Annotated in this window: 18 protein-coding genes; 17 read left to right on the top strand and 1 reads right to left on the bottom strand. The window is 63.7% G+C overall.

Features of this window, described 5'->3' with window-relative positions; translation table 11 throughout:
- Positions 1-128: 128 nt before the first annotated feature.
- On the bottom strand, positions 129-1175 hold the full coding sequence (gene hemE, locus M2331_RS15305) for a uroporphyrinogen decarboxylase (RefSeq protein WP_413716075.1): 1047 nt from the start codon (positions 1173-1175) through the stop codon (positions 129-131).
- 292 nt (positions 1176-1467) lie between these two features.
- Here hemE and M2331_RS15300 point away from each other — a divergent pair, with 292 nt between their 5' ends.
- From M2331_RS15300 to atpA, 17 genes are all read left to right on the top strand, one after another.
- On the top strand, positions 1468-2310 hold the full coding sequence (locus M2331_RS15300; RefSeq protein ID WP_181561073.1) for a pyruvate, water dikinase regulatory protein: 843 nt from the start codon (positions 1468-1470) through the stop codon (positions 2308-2310).
- On the top strand, positions 2307-2912 hold the full coding sequence (locus M2331_RS15295; RefSeq protein WP_181561072.1) for a Maf family protein: 606 nt from the start codon (positions 2307-2309) through the stop codon (positions 2910-2912). Before M2331_RS15300 ends, M2331_RS15295 begins: the two co-directional genes overlap by 4 nt.
- Positions 2909-3733 (top strand): shikimate dehydrogenase family protein, encoded by an 825-nt coding sequence (locus M2331_RS15290; RefSeq protein WP_181561071.1) that lies wholly within the window; start codon positions 2909-2911, stop codon positions 3731-3733. The genes M2331_RS15295 and M2331_RS15290 overlap by 4 nt, the downstream gene beginning before the upstream one ends.
- Before the next feature lie 22 nt (positions 3734-3755).
- Positions 3756-4361, top strand: coding sequence for a dephospho-CoA kinase (gene coaE, locus M2331_RS15285; protein WP_264592421.1), 606 nt, complete (start codon positions 3756-3758; stop codon positions 4359-4361).
- Positions 4362-4388: 27 nt separating this feature from the next.
- Positions 4389-5090 carry a DNA polymerase III subunit epsilon gene (dnaQ, locus tag M2331_RS15280; RefSeq protein ID WP_181561070.1) on the top strand — a complete coding sequence of 234 codons (702 nt, stop codon included), beginning with the start codon at positions 4389-4391 and terminating at the stop codon, positions 5088-5090.
- A gap of 67 nt (positions 5091-5157) precedes the next feature.
- Positions 5158-5745, top strand: coding sequence for a ribosome hibernation-promoting factor, HPF/YfiA family (gene hpf, locus M2331_RS15275; RefSeq protein WP_181561069.1), 588 nt, complete (start codon positions 5158-5160; stop codon positions 5743-5745).
- 187 nt (positions 5746-5932) lie between these two features.
- On the top strand, positions 5933-6400 hold the full coding sequence (locus M2331_RS15270; RefSeq protein WP_181561068.1) for a PTS sugar transporter subunit IIA: 468 nt from the start codon (positions 5933-5935) through the stop codon (positions 6398-6400).
- Positions 6360-6872, top strand: a complete 513-nt coding sequence (locus tag M2331_RS15265; RefSeq protein ID WP_181561067.1) for a PaaI family thioesterase — start codon at positions 6360-6362, stop codon at positions 6870-6872. Before M2331_RS15270 ends, M2331_RS15265 begins: the two co-directional genes overlap by 41 nt.
- Positions 6869-7210, top strand: a complete 342-nt coding sequence (locus tag M2331_RS15260; protein WP_181561066.1) for a DUF1491 family protein — start codon at positions 6869-6871, stop codon at positions 7208-7210. The genes M2331_RS15265 and M2331_RS15260 overlap by 4 nt, the downstream gene beginning before the upstream one ends.
- 174 nt (positions 7211-7384) lie before the next feature.
- Positions 7385-8005 carry a cell wall hydrolase gene (locus tag M2331_RS15255; protein ID WP_181561065.1) on the top strand — a complete coding sequence of 207 codons (621 nt, stop codon included), beginning with the start codon at positions 7385-7387 and terminating at the stop codon, positions 8003-8005.
- Between the two features lie 106 nt (positions 8006-8111).
- Entirely contained in the window at positions 8112-8633 is a 522-nt protein-coding gene (locus tag M2331_RS15250; protein ID WP_181561064.1) for an MmcB family DNA repair protein, read from the top strand.
- 105 nt (positions 8634-8738) lie between these two features.
- Positions 8739-10682 carry an acetate--CoA ligase gene (gene acs, locus M2331_RS15245; RefSeq protein ID WP_181561063.1) on the top strand — a complete coding sequence of 648 codons (1944 nt, stop codon included), beginning with the start codon at positions 8739-8741 and terminating at the stop codon, positions 10680-10682.
- Between the two features lie 86 nt (positions 10683-10768).
- Positions 10769-12301, top strand: a complete 1533-nt coding sequence (locus tag M2331_RS15240) for an NAD(P)/FAD-dependent oxidoreductase (RefSeq protein ID WP_181561062.1) — start codon at positions 10769-10771, stop codon at positions 12299-12301.
- A gap of 7 nt (positions 12302-12308) precedes the next feature.
- Positions 12309-12710: a GtrA family protein gene (locus M2331_RS15235; protein WP_181561061.1), complete on the top strand. Its 402-nt coding sequence runs from the start codon at positions 12309-12311 to the stop codon at positions 12708-12710.
- Positions 12707-14482, top strand: coding sequence for a hypothetical protein (locus tag M2331_RS15230; protein WP_181561060.1), 1776 nt, complete (start codon positions 12707-12709; stop codon positions 14480-14482). The genes M2331_RS15235 and M2331_RS15230 overlap by 4 nt, the downstream gene beginning before the upstream one ends.
- A 152-nt stretch (positions 14483-14634) precedes the next feature.
- On the top strand, positions 14635-15189 hold the full coding sequence (locus M2331_RS15225) for a F0F1 ATP synthase subunit delta (RefSeq protein WP_181561059.1): 555 nt from the start codon (positions 14635-14637) through the stop codon (positions 15187-15189).
- Between the two features lie 30 nt (positions 15190-15219).
- Positions 15220-16749, top strand: coding sequence for a F0F1 ATP synthase subunit alpha (gene atpA / locus M2331_RS15220; protein ID WP_181561058.1), 1530 nt, complete (start codon positions 15220-15222; stop codon positions 16747-16749).
- The last annotated feature ends 64 nt before the right edge of the window (positions 16750-16813 follow it).

Genomic DNA, 16813 nt, shown 5'->3' with positions numbered 1-16813 from the left:
GGACATGGAGACTGAACCTCTTCGTCGTGCTTCAACAACCGCGCGCGATCGCCAAGCCTTCTAGGCCAGCCAGCCAGGAATTGGAACGGGGTGCGAGGCGCTGGTTTGCGTTTTCCAAGAGCCGCCGATCACCCGCGAACGCGCGCCACCAGTTGCTCGACATGGGCAATCGGCGTGTCTGGCAAGATGCCATGACCCAGGTTGAAGATGTGCGGCCGGCCGGACAGAGCCTCGAGAATGGCGTCCACCGCCCGATCCAGCGTCTCGCCGCCCGCGATCAGCGCCAGCGGATCGAGATTGCCTTGCAGCGGCAGATGGGCGGGCAATTCACGCGCCGCCCAGGCCGGATCGAGCGTCTCATCGAGACCCAGCGCATCGACGCCGGTTTCCTGCGCATAGTCGACGAGTTTGGCCCCTGCCCCCTTTGGAAAGCCGATGATCGGCGTATCGGGATGGCGCAGCTTCAAGGCTTTGACGATACGCGCGTTGGGCGCGATCACCCATTGGCGGAACTGTGCCGGGCTAAGCGAACCGGCCCAGCTATCGAAAAGCTGCACGGCATCCACGCCGGCCGCGATCTGGTCGGAGAGATAATCGACCGTCGTTTCGATAACGGCATCGATGATGGCGCCGAACTTCGCCGGCTGCTGATAGGCCATGCGACGGGCGGCCGCGTGATCCTTGCTGCCCTGCCCGGCGACCATATAGGTCGCCACCGTCCAGGGACTGCCCGCAAAGCCCAGAAACGTCGTCTGCGGGGCCAGCGCGGCCCTCACGCGCCTGACCGTGTCAATGACAGGCGCCAGCCGCTGCGGTGCCGGTACGAGACTTGTCAGCTCGCCCTCGACCAGCGGCGGGGCAAGGCGCGGTCCTTCCCCGGCCTCAAACCAGAGATCCTGACCCAGAGCATGGGGGACCACCAGAATATCGGAAAACAGGATCGCGCCATCGAACCCGAAGCGGCGAATGGGCTGCAAGGTGACTTCGGCCGCGGACTCGCTGTCATAGCAAAGATCGAGGAAACCGCCCTTCTCGGCGCGCAAAGCCCGATATTCCGGCAGATATCGCCCGGCCTGACGCATCAGCCAGAGGGGCGGACGCGCCGGGACAGCGCCGAGCAGGACGCTCAGCAGCGGTGCCGTCACACCGGGATCGATCACGGACGAGTCATGCACAGACCAATATCCTATTTATATAAAAGAGAAGGTTGTTGGATTCTGTTGGGGAGTGGACAACGGGCATTATTCGCTCATCACCCTTTTGCCAACAGCTTGACCTGAACGGATCCATGAAGGCGCGACGAGTCATCAGGCTCATCCCCATGATTCACAGCCTGTGGGCAAGCCTGTGGGCCTGTGGATAGATGATCGGGTTCCGACAGGGTGAGTGCGCATGAAATGAGGAGGGGCGGTTATCCACAGTTCTGTCCCTTGTGTTATCCCGCAATGTTCCACATGAACGGTGGATATGGACCGCCTGAACCTGCATCTGCTTTCGGATTCCACCGGCGAAACGCTCGAGCATATCGGAAAGGCGGCGCTCGCCCAGTTCGAGAATGTCGAGACAATCCGCCATTTCTGGCCGATGGTGCGCTCCGAGCAGCATCTTGAGCGCATCTTGGAAGAAGTGGCGCGCAATCCGGGCATGGTGCTGTTCACCCTGGCCAACCCCACCTTGCGTCGCCGACTGGAAAATGGCTGCCGGGCCATCGGCATTCCCTATGTCGCGCCGCTCGATCCGGTGACCGATGCCATGTCCAATCTGCTGGGCCAAGAAATGCGCAATCGTCCCGGTCGCAAGCATGTGCTGGACGAAGCCTATTTCGCGCGAATTGACGCCATCCAGTTCACCATAGCCCATGATGATGGGGTCGGCTGGGAGAATTGGGAAGAGGCGGATATCGTCCTTGCCGGCGTCTCCCGCACGTCGAAGACGCCGACCAGCATTTATCTCGCCAATCGCGGCTACAAGACGGCCAATATCCCGCTGGTGCTGGAATCCCCGCCTCCCCCAAGCCTGTTCAAATTGCGGCATCCGATGGTCGTCGGCCTGACCGCCGGCGCCGAGCGGTTGGTGCAGGTGCGGCGCAATCGGCTGCTCTCGCTCAATCAGGCGCCGGAAACCGCCTATGTGGATCTCGAACGCGTGAATGGCGAGGTGGCGCACGCCCGCCGCATGTTTGCCGATCAGGGTTGGCCGGTCATCGATGTCACGCGCCGTTCCATCGAAGAAACCGCCGCAGCCATCGTCAACCTGTATCAGGAACGACTGAAGAGCAGCAGCGGCCTGCCGGGGCTTGGGCCGGTATGACCACGCCCCCGCTCCTGCTCGCCTCGCAAAGCGAGAGTCGCCGGCGGCTGCTCGCCGACGCTGCCGTGCCATTTGAGACGGTTCCAGCCGGTGTCGACGAGGATGCGATCAAGGCCAGTCTGGTCGGCGAAGGCCTGAACGCCCGCGATCTGGCAGACGCACTGGCGGAATGGAAATGCCGTCGCCCGTCGATGCGACATCCGGACGCGTTCGTGCTGGGCTGCGACCAGACGCTGGAGCTGGATGATGGCAGCCTGATCGACAAGGTTGAGACACGGGAAGCCGCGGCCGATCTGCTCGCGCGGATGAGCGGCCGGGCGCACAAGCTCCACAGCGCGGCCGTGATCGCGCAGGCCGGGCAGGCGCAATGGCGCCAGATCGAGAGCGTCACGCTCCAGATGCGTCCGCTCAGCGCGGCTTTCATCGACCATTATCTGGACCTCGACTGGGAGCAGTGCCGCTGGTGTGTCGGCTGCTATCGGATCGAGGGGCCGGGCGCGCAGCTTTTCTCGCGCATTTCCGGCAGCCTCTTTGCCGTGCAGGGCCTGCCCCTGCTTCCTTTGCTCGACTATTTGCGCGTGCGCTCTATCTTGCCGGCATGAGTCAGGGAAAACCATATGCCGAGGTGATCGGCGACCCCATCGCGCACAGCAAGTCGCCGGTCATCCACAATTTCTGGCTGGAAGAGCTGGGCATCGACGCGGAGTATCGCAAGACCCGGGTCGCGCCGGAGGAACTGGCCGGCTATTTCCTCAGGCGCCGGGCCGATCCGGACTGGCTGGGCTGCAACATCACTATTCCGCACAAGATCGCGGCGCTGGATTATGTCGATGATCCCGGCGGCGTGCGCGATCGCATCGGCGCCATCAACACGGTGGCCTGCGAAACCGGCGGGCCGCTGATCGGCACCAACACCGACGCGGGCGGTTTTCTGCAACCCTTGCTGGCACGCGGCTGGAGCGGCACCAGCGCGATTCTTGCCGGAACCGGCGGTGCGGCGCAGGCAATCGGCTTCGCCCTGCGCTCTGTGGGCGTGACCGACCTGACGATCGTGGCACGCGATGCCGCCAAGGGGAAGGCTTTGCTGGATCGACTGGGTTTGGCTGGCCGCGTGCAGGGCTTCGATGCGGCACTGCCGGCAGCTGATCTGCTGGCCAATTCCACCTCGCTCGGAATGGTCGGGCAGCCGGCATGGACGCCCGATCTGTCACCGTTGCCGGATAAGGCAATGGTCTACGACATCGTCTATGCCCCGCTGGAAACGCCGCTGCTGGCGCAAGCGCGCAAGCGCGACCTCATGTGTATTGACGGGCTGGAGATGCTGATCGGCCAGGCTGCGCTTGCCTTTGACATCTTCTTCGATGCCCAGCCGCCGCGCGAGCTGGATGCGCAGCTGCGCGAACGCCTGCTCGTGCCTGCCTGACCGCCGCTTGTCGGGTCTGCGCGTGAGACATCGTCCATTCCGCATCGGACTGACCGGATCGATCGGCATGGGCAAATCGACCGCCGCCGCCATGTTTCGCGCAGCGGGCGTGTCGGTGTTCGATGCCGATGCCGCAGTCCATCAATTGCAGGGGCCGGGCGGCGCCTTGCTTGGCGCGATTGAAGCGCGCTTTCCCGGCACCACCAGCGCTGCCGGCGTCGATCGCCGGATGCTTGGTGCCTGGGTGATCGGCCAGCCGGAGGAAATGCGGGCCCTGGAACGGATCGTGCATCCCGCCGTTGCCGGGGCACGCGCCGCCTTTCTGCGCCGCCACCGCAGCCGGCCGATGGTCGTTCTCGATATCCCGCTGCTGTTCGAAACGCGGGGCGAGCGGCAAATGGACATGGTCGTCGTTGTTTCCGCCGCGCCGTCTCTCCAGCGGCGGCGCGTGCTTCGCCGGCCCGGCATGACGGTAAAGCGGTTTGAAGCCATCAAGGCCAGTCAGCTTCCCGATCACCTCAAGCGACGCCATGCCGACCTGGTGCTGGATACGGCACAGCCAAAATGGCGGATGAGAGCGCGGATTTTTCGTCTCGTTGCTTGCCTTCGCACGGCGCTGGTCCGATAATGCCTCCCCAACGAGTGAAATGCCACGATGCGTGAAATCGTCTTCGATACTGAAACCACCGGCTTCGATCCGCTCAGCGGTGACCGTCTTGTCGAAATCGGCTGTGTCGAGCTGATCAATCGCATCCCGACCGGCGACACCTACCACGCCTATTTCAATCCCCAGCGCGATATGCCGGCCTCGGCCGAGGCGGTTCACGGGCTGTCCGCGCGCTTTCTCTCCGACAAGCCTTTGTTCGGCAGTAAGGCCGCAGAGTTGCTCGAGTTTCTCGGCGATTCCATGCTGGTCGCGCACAATGCGCGGTTCGATTTCGGCTTTCTCAATGCCGAGCTGGAGCGGTGCGGCCATCCCACCGTCGACATGGGGCGGATGATCGACAGCCTGACGATTGCCCGGACTCTTCATCCCGGTGCCAAGCACAGTCTTGATGCCCTGTGCAGCCGCTACGGGATCGACCGTAGCCACCGCATCAAGCATGGCGCGTTGCTGGACGCGGAATTGCTGGCGCAGCTCTATATCGAACTGACCGGCGGGCGTCAGATCGGCCTCACCTTGATGGCGGAAGAACAGATCACCGTCACCGTGACGACCACACAATCCATGGCCATTCCGGCTGCCCGTCCGTTCCGCCCGGCCCGTCTGTTTTCGCCGAGCCCGCAGGAACTGGCGCGTCATGCCGCGTTTCTGGAAAAGATCGATCACCCTTTGTGGCTCGATCGCCCGGTCTGAGGATTATCCTCACTAGGGGGCGCGCCACGTTCATAGACCATCAGGTCCAACAAGAAGGAGAAATCAGATGGAAATCCGCGTATCGGGTCATCAGGTCGACACTGGCGAGGCGCTTCAGGCGCATGTTGCCGAGCGGATGCAGGCGATCGCCGACAAGTATTTCTCGCGCACCATCTCCTCCAGCGTGACGTTCAGCAACGCGCCTCATGGCGCCTTTCGCTGCGACATCGTCTGCCATGTGATGGCAGGGCTGATCCTCAAGGGCGCGGGCGAGGCCCATGATGCCCATGTCTGCTTCGATCAGGCCGCGGAACGTATCGAAAAGCAGCTGCGCCGGTACATGCGGCGGCTGAAGGATCGCCACAGCCAGGCGCTCGCCGCCGAAGCGCAGCGTGACGCGCCGGGCATCGACGATGCCAATTATGTGGTCTTCCAATCCAGCGAAGCGGAAGAGGAAGTGGATGTCGACGCACCGGTGGTGATCGCGGAGATGCGCGTGGATATTCCGCGCGCCAGCGTATCCGATGCGGTGATGATGCTCGATCTGCGCAATACCAATGCGCTCATGTTCCTCAACAGCAGCACGGCCACCTTCAACATGGTCTATCGTCGCACTGACGGGACCATCGGCTGGGTAGAGCCGCCCCGCGCCTGAATGCGCTCGAGGGCTGCGCGCGATGCGCAGCCCTCCCCCTCCCCTTCCCCACCCCGTCCCCGGCAACCGGTTGACCCGAATGGCCTTTGCGCCTATCAGCCGGCCAAGTTTTTTCCAGGCGGCCATGATGGGTGGACTTCACCCCGGCGCAGAAATCCCCAGGTCGGCCGCAGGACACGGGTTGAACATGGATAATTTCAGCGACTTGCTCGCGGCGAACGCTGTTTCGTCCGCGGTGGCCCTTCCTAACAAGAAACAGCTTTTCCTGAAGCTGGGTCAGTTGGCGGCCGATGCCTATGGGCTCGATGCCGCCGAGGTTGTCGAGCGCATCACCGAGCGGGAACGCCTTGGCTCGACGGGCTTTGGTGGCGGAATCGCGATTCCACACGCCAAGCTGGAAGGCCTTGAGAGCGTCCACGGCGCCGTGGTGCTGCTGGCCGAGCCGATCCCGTTCGATGCGATCGATGATGTGCCCGTGGATGTCGTATTCATGCTGCTCTCTCCGCAGGATAGCGGCGCCGAGCATCTCAAGACCCTGGCCCGCGTCTCGCGCCTGCTGCGCAACGAGCGCCATCTTGCGCGCATTCGGGGCGTCGGCTCGGACGCCGCGCTCTATGCCCTGCTCGCCGGCGGCGAGTCGCGTGACGCAGCCTGACGGCACGCCGCCATCCGGCGAGGCCGCGCATTTCCGGGCGCTCGAACGGCTCTATGCCTCGGCGCCGATCAACGGATTATTCCCCTCAAGGCTAGATATCTCGGCCCCCGGCGAGGCGCGCATCGTCATCGACGTGACGCCGGACTATTTCCATGCCGCAGGCGCCACCCATGGCACGCTGTATTTCAAGATGCTGGACGATGCGGCTTTTTATGCCGCCAACAGCCTCGTCACGGATCGCTTCCTCCTCACCACCGCATTCAACCTGCTGTTCACCCGCCCGTTCAAGGCTGGGCCGATCGTAGCGGAAGGGAAATGGCTGAGCGGCAAGCGGCGCGTTTTTGTCGCCGAGGCGCGCCTTATTGATGCCGAGGGTGAGGAAGTCGGTCGCGGTACTGGCACGTTCATGCGCTCCACCATCCCGCTGGTTGGCCTGCCGGGTTATGTGCGCCCGGAAGCAGGAGACCAGTGACCGCGCGTCTGACGAGTCAGATCCTCATCGGGGTTCTGTTGCGCCGTGTCCAAGCGCAAGGGGGGCATGGCACCGTGCTTCACAAGGGGGAGCCGTTGAGCGGAACCATCGTCGTGCAGGCGGTGGATCGCGGCCGGACAATCGGGCTTTTTGAGCGTGTTACGTCCCTTGACGGGACTCTTTCTCTTACGCCCTGCGGACCACGGGATTTAACCCAAGACTCTGAAATATCACAATATATAGACAGAAGAACCCGGGTGGACCCCGATATCTGGTTCGTGGAACTGGATGTCGCAGACGGGGAACGGCTCGCCGTTGAGATACTGTGCACGAGTTGACAGTTCCCGGCTGAGCGGCCAAAGGCCCCACCAACTCGCGCAGGTTGCGTGTGGCCGTCATGGGGACAGGTCATCGCAAACACGCAGACGGGGGGCGGACCGGAGCGCTGAGCGTCGCACGATAGATGCGACCTGCATTCCGATCTCCGACCCACCGCACAGTACTGAGAATGAATGCCCAATCGTGTCGTGGTCGCCATCGTGGCGACCGTTGGACTTCTCTCGTCCACAATCGCTCTGGCTGCTGCTCCTGAGGGGACAGCCCGCCAAGGTTTCTCGACCATGCTCGAGGTTCCCGCCGTCGTCGCTGCAAGCCTGACGACTCCCGCAACGGTTGAACCCGATGCCGAGACGGCTCCGAACGAAGCCGCTTCTGCCGACTCTGTCGATTCGCTGGCCGAATTGGTCCAGCAGGCCAATGTCGAAGAGATTTCCGACGCTGATGCGAAATGTCTCGCCACCACCATTTACTATGAAGCGCGCAGCGAGAGCCTGACCGGCCAGCTCGCCGTCGCCAATGTCGTGCTTGAGCGGGCGCGGTCCGGGCGTTTCCCCACCAGCCTGTGCGGCGTCGTCACGCAGCCGGGTCAGTTCAGTTTCGTTCGTCAGGGCCAGCTGCCTACGCCGACCCATGCCGGTCAGTGGCGCACGGCGCGCGCAATCGCCCAGATCGCTCTGGATGGAAGCTGGGACAACCCGGTCGAAGGCGCCCTGTTCTTCCATTCCGCGCGCGTGTCGCCGAACTGGAAGCATGATCGCCTCACGCGCATTGGCGGTCATATCTTCTACCGCTGAGCCAACCAATCAGTCACCAGCCGGGCCGGGCCAGCAGAGCGCTGGGCCGGCCCGTCTCGTTTGAGCTTGGCTTGCAGTTGTTCCCATTGTGTTCTAATCCCGCCACATGGCCTCACATCCTGAACCTGCGCCTGAACCTGTGATCGCCTGCGATCCTGCATTGACCGATGGAACGGCGCTGGCCGTCACGCGAGGAGTGCTGCGTCTCTTTGCGCGCCACGATATTTTCGGCATTTCCGAAGTGCCGCTCCCCAATGGTCGGCGGCTGGACATCATGGCCGTGGATGCCCGCGGCCAGATCATTGCCGTGGAAATCAAATGCAGCCGTGCCGACCTGCTCGGGGACGGCAAATGGCCGGACTATTTCGATTATTGCGATCGCTATTTCTGGGCCGTGCCTGCCGGCTTTGATTTGACGCTGTTCGAGTCCGAGGCGCTGTGGCCAGGGCGCACGGGCCTTATCGTCGCCGACCAATATGATGCCGAGATCCTTCGCCCCGCGCCCAGCGAGCCTCTGGCGCCCGCGCGGCGCAAGGTCGAAGTGCAGCGGCTTGCACGCCGGGCGGCGCGCCGGCTGACCCAGATCACCGATCCGGACGGCCAATTGCTGTGGAGCAACGACGCCTGAGACTGGTCCCGGCTTCTGGGACCGCCGTTCCGTGCCGTTCGCGATGGACTTGGCATGGCCGGCAAAACGGCTAAGGTTGGCGCATAACAGTCTTTGGAGAAGTGCGTGAGCCAGCCCCTCTACCCTGTGCCTGCGAATTGGCGCGAGCGCGCCTATGTGACCGGTGACGATTATTCACGCCTTTATACGCAATCGATTGCAGAGCCGGACAGCTTCTGGCGCAAGGAGGCGGCGCGGCTCGACTGGATCAAGGACTTCACCCAGGTCAAGGACGCCAGCTTCCATGAAGCCAATTTTGGTATCAGATGGTTTGCGGACGGCACGCTCAACATCGCGGCCAATTGCCTCGACCGGCATCTGGCGGAGCGTGGCGATGTCCCGGCGATCCTCTGGGCTGGTGACAATCCCGATGAGAGCCGCACGATCACCTATCGCGAATTGCACGGGGAAGTTTGCCGCTTTGCAAATGTGCTGAAGGCGCAGGGCGTCCGCAAGGGCGACCGGGTCACCATCTACATGCCGATGATCCCGGAAGCGGCGATGGCGATGCTCGCCTGTGCCCGCATCGGCGCCATCCACTCGGTGGTGTTCGGTGGCTTCTCGCCCGACAGTCTCGCGGGGCGCATCACCGATTGCGATTCCTCGGTGGTGATCACGGCCGACGAGGGCGTGCGCGGGGGCAAGACCATCCCGCTCAAGGCCAATGTGGATGAAGCGCTGGACGACTGCACCTGCGTGGAATCCGTGATTGTGGTGCGCCGGACCGGCAATGCCGTTACGATGACAGACGGCCGCGATCATTGGTATGACGTGCTGCGCGACAGCGTCTCGGACGATTGCCCGGCCGAGGAAATCGGCGCCGAGGATCCGCTGTTCATCCTCTACACCTCCGGCTCCACCGGCAAGCCCAAGGGCGTGCTGCACACCAGCGCAGGCTATCTGCTCTGGGCGGCGATGACGCATCATTATGTGTTCGATTACCGCCCCGGCGATATCTATTGGTGCGCCGCCGATATCGGCTGGGTCACCGGCCACAGCTATATCGTCTACGGCCCGCTCGCCAACGGCGCGACGACGGTGATGTTCGAGGGCGTGCCGCATTATCCCGATTTCAGCCGGTTCTGGCAGGTGGTCGATCAGTTCAACGTGAGCACCTTCTATGCCGCGCCGACCGCGATCCGCGCCTTGATGCGCGAGGGCGATGCCTGGGTGGAAAAGACCAGCCGCAAGAGCCTGCGCATCCTCGGTTCAGTCGGGGAGCCGATCAACCCCGAGGCGTGGGACTGGTATCACCGCGTCGTCGGCGACGGGCGCTGCCCGATCATGGACACCTGGTGGCAGACCGAAACCGGCGGCCACATGATCACGCCCCTTCCCGGCGCGATCGACCTCAAGCCCGGCAGTGCCACCAAGCCGTTCTTCGGCGTGGTGCCGCAGATCGTCGATACCGAAGGCAAGATCCTCGAAGGCCCGTGCGAGGGCAATCTGGTGATTGCCGAGAGCTGGCCGGGCCAGATGCGCACCGTGTGGGGCGATCATGAGCGCTTCTTCCAAACCTATTTCAGCACCTATCCCGGCAAATATTTCACCGGCGATGGCTGCCGGCGCGATGAGGACGGCTATTACTGGATCACGGGCCGGGTCGATGACGTCATCAACGTCTCGGGCCACCGCATGGGTACGGCCGAGATCGAATCGGCACTGGTTGCGCATGCCAAGGTGGCCGAGGCGGCCGTGGTAGGCATGCCGCATGACATCAAGGGACAGGGCATCTACGCCTATGTCACACTGAATGTCGGCATTGAGGGCGATAACGACCTGCGCAAGGCGCTGGTGCAATGGGTGCGCCACGAGATCGGCCCGATCGCCACGCCCGATGCGATCCAGTTCGCCCCTGCCCTGCCTAAGACCCGCTCGGGCAAGATCATGCGCAGGATTCTTCGCAAGATTGCCGAGGACGCGGTGGATCAGCTTGGCGACACCTCCACGCTGGCAGACCCGGCCGTGGTGGATCATCTCGTCGCCAACCGGCAGCGCCCGGCGCGCTGAGGTACCGAGCGGCGTGGATTAATGGAATATTAGGCAAGATCCTTCACTCCCGGAGTCGACCTGTTCGGTTCCGGGGACCTGCCTGAATGTCGAATTCCGCCCATTCCGTTGATGTGGCCATCATTGGTGCTGGCCCGGCCGGGCTGACCGCTGCCTATCTGCTGACCAAGGCGGGGCTGCGGGTGACGGTGATCGAGAAGGATACCGCGCAGGTCGGTGGCATCAGCCGCACGGTCGAGCATGAGGGATTCCGCTTCGATATCGGCGGCCACCGCTTCTTCTCGAAATCGCAGGAGGTGGTCGATCTGTGGAACGAGATTCTGCCCCACGATTTCATCGAGCGGCCCCGCATGAGCCGCATCTATTATCAGGGCCGCTTCTACAGCTATCCGCTGCGTGCCTTCGAGGCGCTGCGCAATCTCGGCATCATCCGCTCGACCCTTTGCATGCTGAGCTACGCCAAGGCCAAGATCGCGCCGATCAAGCCGGTGCGCAGCTTCGAGGACTGGGTGGTCAACCAGTTCGGTCGCAAGCTCTATTCCATCTTCTTCAAGACCTACACCGAGAAGGTGTGGGGGATGCCGTGCGATACCATGTCCGCCGACTGGGCGGCGCAGCGCATCAAGGGCCTGAGCCTGGGCAAGGCGGTGCTGGACGGCCTCAAGCGCAGCCTTGGCCTCAACAAAAAGCCAAACAACGGCATGGGTGCCAAGACCCTGCTCGAGAATTTCCGCTACCCGCGCCTCGGGCCCGGGATGATGTGGGATGCGGCGCGCGATCGCGTGGTCGAAGGCGGCAATCATGTGCTGATGGGCCATGCCCTTAAGCAGATTCACCGCGATCAGGTTACAGGCCGGTGGCGCGTTACCGCGACGCGGGCGGCCGGCGATACGGTCGCGATCAGTGCCGACCATGTGATCAGCTCCGCGCCGATGCGCGAGCTGGCGAGTCGCATCCATCCGGTACCCAACACGCTCGGGCACGCACTGGCGCTCAACTATCGCGATTTTCTGACGGTCGCGCTGATGATCCGCTCGGAGGACCTGTTTCCGGACAACTGGATCTACATCCACGATCCGCGCGTGAAGGTGGGCCGGGTGCAGAATTTCCGCAGCTGGTCGCCCGAAATGGTGCCCGATCCCGATATCGCTTGCGTGGGCCTGGAATATTTCTGCTTCGAGGGCGACGGGCTCTGGTCATCCAGCGATGACGAGCTGATCGCGCTGGCGACCGAGGAGATGGTTCTGATGGGCCTCATCAGCGCCGATCAGGTTGTCGGCGGCGCTGTGGTGCGTCAGGAGAAAGCCTATCCCGTCTATGACGAGGCTTATGCGGCGAATGTCGCGGCCATTCGCGCCGAGCTGGAAGACAAATATCCCACGCTGCACCTGATCGGGCGCAATGGGATGCATCGCTATAACAATCAGGATCACGCGATGATGACGGCCATGCTGACCGTGCGCAACATCATCGCCGGCAAGCGGGTGTTCGATATTTGGGGCGTCAATGAGGATGCCGAATATCATGAAGCGGGCCATGAGGGTGCCCTGAGCGCGGGAGAGCGTGCGGCGCTGGAGAGCCAGCGCGCCGTGCCCGCCGGGCACCGCATGGTGGCATGATCGGGTGATGAGCGCGTTCCTGGCCGGGCTGCTCGGCCACACCTATCTGCGTTATGGTCTTGCCAGCCTCGTCGCGCTGGCTGGCGACGTCGGGCTATTCATGGCTGGCCTGCACTTAGGCATGGCCCCTGCCGCCGCGGCGGCTTTTGGCTATGTGGCCGGAATCCTCATGCACTGGCTGATCTCCTCGCGTGTGGTCTTCGCGCAAGGCGTCGCTGCGAGCGGCGCGGATCGCGTTCGTCAGAAGGCGCTGTTCGTGGGGTCTGCGCTGATCGGTCTGGCGCTGACGACCGGTATCGTCGCGCTCGGCGCGATGCTCGGGCTGATGCCCCTGCTCGCCAAGGCGCTGGCGGTCGCTGTCAGTTTCCAGGCGACCTATATGCTGCGCAAGGCGATCGTTTTCGCATGACTGCCGGGGATGTCTCGGGCCAGCGCATGGGACGCACCCAGCCCTTTTACCGTTACGTGCCGCTCATCTGGCTCTTCGCCATGGCCCTTCTCGCCATACCCAATTGGACCGAGACAAGGGCGGGTTCGCTCGGCGATCCGGACAATTACATGCGCATGGTCCAAGTGCGCGACTGGCTGAACGGCCAGGCGTGGAGTGACGTCACGCAATATCGCATGAATCTGCCGACCGGTGGGGACCTGCACTGGTCCCGGCTGGTGGACCTGCCGATCGCTTTGATGATCGTGCTGCTTCGGCCCCTTGTCGGCCAGCCCATGGCCGAAGTCGTCGCATTGGTGGCGGTGCCGGCCCTGCTCTGTCTCGCCCTGATGCTCGTCATGGGCCGGCTGCTCCGGGATATCGCCGGGCGGGAGGTCGCGTTGCTGATGCTCGCCCTGTTGCCCGCCTGCCTCATGGTCGGGCTGCAGTTCGCGCCGATGCGGGTCGATCATCATGGCTGGCAATTGCTGATGGCGGCGTGCGCCCTGCTGGCGTGGACCCGGCCCGGCCGCTGGGCTGCGGTTGGATGTGCGCTGGCTTGTGCGGTCTGGATGCATGTATCCATTGAGGGCCTGCCTTATGCGGCGCTGTTCGCCGGCCTCTATGCGCTGGCGTTTGTGCGCACCGGCGATCGGCGCATCCATCTGTTCATGGCGGCGCTGATCGGCGCGAGCCTGTTGCTGATTCTCGGCACCCGCGGCGCTGGCCTGATTGTGGAGAGCCATTGCGACGCGATCTCCGCGCCCTACATCGCCGCGCTGTTCATTGCGGGCGCAATGCTCTTCCTGGTCGACCGCCTGCTTCGTCCTGCCAATCCAACGATGCGCCTCGTCCCGCTCATTGTCGGTGGGGCTGGTGCTGCGGCCGCGGTCGCGCTGATCGCGCCCGCTTGTCTCGCGGGGCCATTTGCCGGGCTGGATCCTCTGGTGCGCGATTACTGGTATTATAGCGTCCGCGAGGGCCTGCCCTTCTGGCGACAGGGCGGCGCGTTCGCGACCTTGATGATTCTGGCCCCTCTCCCCGGCGTCATCGCCGCCATTTTGCGGGCTTGGGCTTGTCGCAGGTTGCCCCATGCGATGATGTGGCTGGGCTTGGCGCTGGCGGCCGCCTTCGCCTGGCTGCTCGGCATGACCGTGATGCGGGCCACAGCGGTGGCAGAGCTTTATGCGCTGCCCGGCATGGCCGCCGCCATCATGCTGCTCGCCGGCCAGCGCCATCGTTTTCGGCCGCGAATCGGCTGGAGCCTCACCATGGCGGGCACCCTCCTCCTCTCGACGGCACTCCCGGCCTATGGGCTCGGCCAGATGCTGTTCCCGCCAGATGACGGCAGCACCGACGCGCGGACGGATGGCGACTGCCCGACCGCCATCGACAGCCCGATGTTCAAGGCTCTGGGTGCGGACCAGATCTTCGCTCCGATCGATATGGGGCCGCTGATTCTCTATCGCACCAATCTCTCGATCGTCGCAGCGGGCTATCATCGGAACAGCGCCGCGATGGCGACAGTCATTCGCGCCTTCACGGCCGAGCCGGACGAGGCGCGCGCGATCGTCCTGGCGACTCCTGCCCAATATCTGCTGCTGTGTCCGACCGCGCCGGAGGCGCGCAATTATCTCAAGGCCGCGCCTCACGGCCTTGCTGCCAGTCTGACGCATGGGCAGGTGCCGGCCTGGCTTGTCCCCGACGATCGCCTGCAACTGCCGGGCGCGCGTTTGTACCGCATTTTGCACTGACGCCACGCCTTCCGGCGCATCCGTGCCCGGCCTGTCCCTCCCGACTTGCATCGCAGGGCGACCCCTGCTAACCGCCCCCCCGTGTCAAGGGGGGTGCAGCCGTACCTCCCCTTTTCTGGCGCGATTCAATTCGGACAAGAGGCAAGGCGCGCGTGGAGCATTCCAGCGGTATTCAGGCTAGCTTGGCGGGGCGTTATGCGCTCGCGCTTTTTGAGCTGGCGCGGGACAAGGGGGCGCTCGATTCGGTGGCGGCAAGCCTCGAGACTCTCAAGGCCGCGCTGGCCGAGTCGAACGATCTCAAGGCGTTGACGCAGAGCCCGCTGGTCGGCCGCGACAATGCCGCCAAGGCGATCAAGGCCGTGGCGCAGAGCCTCGGGCTCGATTCGCTGACGGAGCGGACGCTGGGCGTACTGGCGCAGAATCGCCGCCTCTCGAAGATTCCTGCCGTGATTCGGGCATTCTCCACGCTGCTCTCTGCCCATCGTGGCGAGACGCGTGCAGAAGTGACCTCCGCCTTCCCGCTGACCCAGGACCAGCAGAATGCGCTGGCCAGGCAGCTCAAGGCGCGCACGGGCCGCGACATGGCTCTTGATCTTACCGTCGATCCCGAAATCATGGGTGGCCTCGTCGTCAAGATGGGCAGCCAGATGATCGACAGCTCGCTCCGTACCCGACTGAACAAGCTCGCCCAGGCGATGCGCGGCTAACGCGCCAAAGAATCCGATGAAAGGCTGAACATGGATATCAACGCCGCAGAAATCTCCAAGGTCATCAAGGACCAGATCGCCAACTTCGGCGCCGAAGCGGAAGTCAGCGAAGTCGGCACCGTGCTCAGCGTCGGTGACGGCATCGCGCGCATCCACGGCCTCGACAAGGTTCAGGCCGGTGAGATGGTCGAGTTCTCCAACGGCGTGCAGGGCATGGCCCTCAACCTGGAAGCCGACAATGTCGGCGTCGTGATCTTCGGCTCGGACGCCGAGATCAAGGAAGGTGACGTCGTCAAGCGGACCGGCACCATCGTGGACGTTCCGGTCGGCAAGGGCTTGCTCGGCCGCGTGGTCGACGGCCTCGGCAACCCCATTGACGGCAAGGGCCCGATCCAGTCGGACCTGCGTTCGCGCGTCGAGGTGAAGGCGCCGGGCATCATTCCCCGCAAGTCGGTGCATGAGCCGGTGCAGACCGGCCTCAAGGCCATTGACGCGCTGGTGCCGATCGGCCGTGGTCAGCGCGAGCTGATCATTGGTGACCGTCAGACCGGCAAGACCGCTGTCGCGATCGATACCTTCATCAACCAGAAGGGCCCGAACGCCGGCACCGACGAGAGCAAGAAGCTCTATTGCATCTATGTCGCCGTCGGCCAGAAGCGCTCGACCGTTGCGCAGATCGTCCGTCAGCTCGAAGAGAATGGCGCAATGGAATATTCCATCGTCATTGCCGCGACTGCTTCCGAGCCGGCGCCGCTGCAGTTCCTCGCGCCCTATACCGGCGCCGCGATGGGCGAGTATTTCCGCGACAATGGCATGCACGCCGTGATCGTGTTCGACGACCTTTCCAAGCAGGCCGTCGCCTATCGCCAGATGTCGCTGCTGCTGCGTCGTCCTCCGGGCCGCGAAGCCTATCCGGGCGACGTGTTCTATCTGCACAGCCGTCTGCTCGAGCGTGCCGCCAAGATGAACGACGCCAATGGCGCCGGTTCGCTCACCGCGCTGCCGATCATCGAGACGCAGGCCGGCGACGTGTCCGCCTACATTCCGACCAATGTGATTTCGATCACCGACGGTCAGATCTTCCTCGAAACGAACCTGTTCTATCAGGGCATCCGTCCTGCCATTAACGTGGGTCTCTCGGTGTCTCGCGTGGGTTCGGCGGCGCAGACCAAGGCGATGAAGAAGGTGTCCGGCTCGATCAAGCTGGAGCTGGCCCAGTATCGCGAAATGGCGGCGTTCGCCCAGTTCGGCTCGGACCTCGACGCCTCGACGCAGAAGCTGCTGAACCGCGGCGCGCGCCTGACTGAGCTGCTCAAGCAGCCGCAGTTCTCGCCGCTGCCCTTCGAGGAGCAGACCGTGTCGATCTTCGCCGGCACCAATGGCTATCTCGATGGCATCGCGACCAGCGACGTCACCCGCTACGAGGCGGCGATGCTGGCCCATATGCGCGCCCACCATGCCGATATCCTGGCCGCGATTCGCGACAGCCGTGACCTCGGCGACGACGTGAAGGCCAAGGTCAAGGACGTGCTGGACGCGTTCGGCAAGACGTTCGCCTGAGATGGTTCGCATCCCCATCGGCCTAGCCGGTGGGGACCTGATGCCGGCATGACCGGCACGACGA

This window comes from Sphingobium sp. B10D7B (assembly GCF_025961955.1).
In the GTDB taxonomy this organism is placed as follows: Bacteria; Pseudomonadota; Alphaproteobacteria; order Sphingomonadales; family Sphingomonadaceae; genus Sphingobium.
Note: the sequence above shows the minus strand (reverse complement) of the source record. Positions and strands in the feature narration are given on the sequence as shown.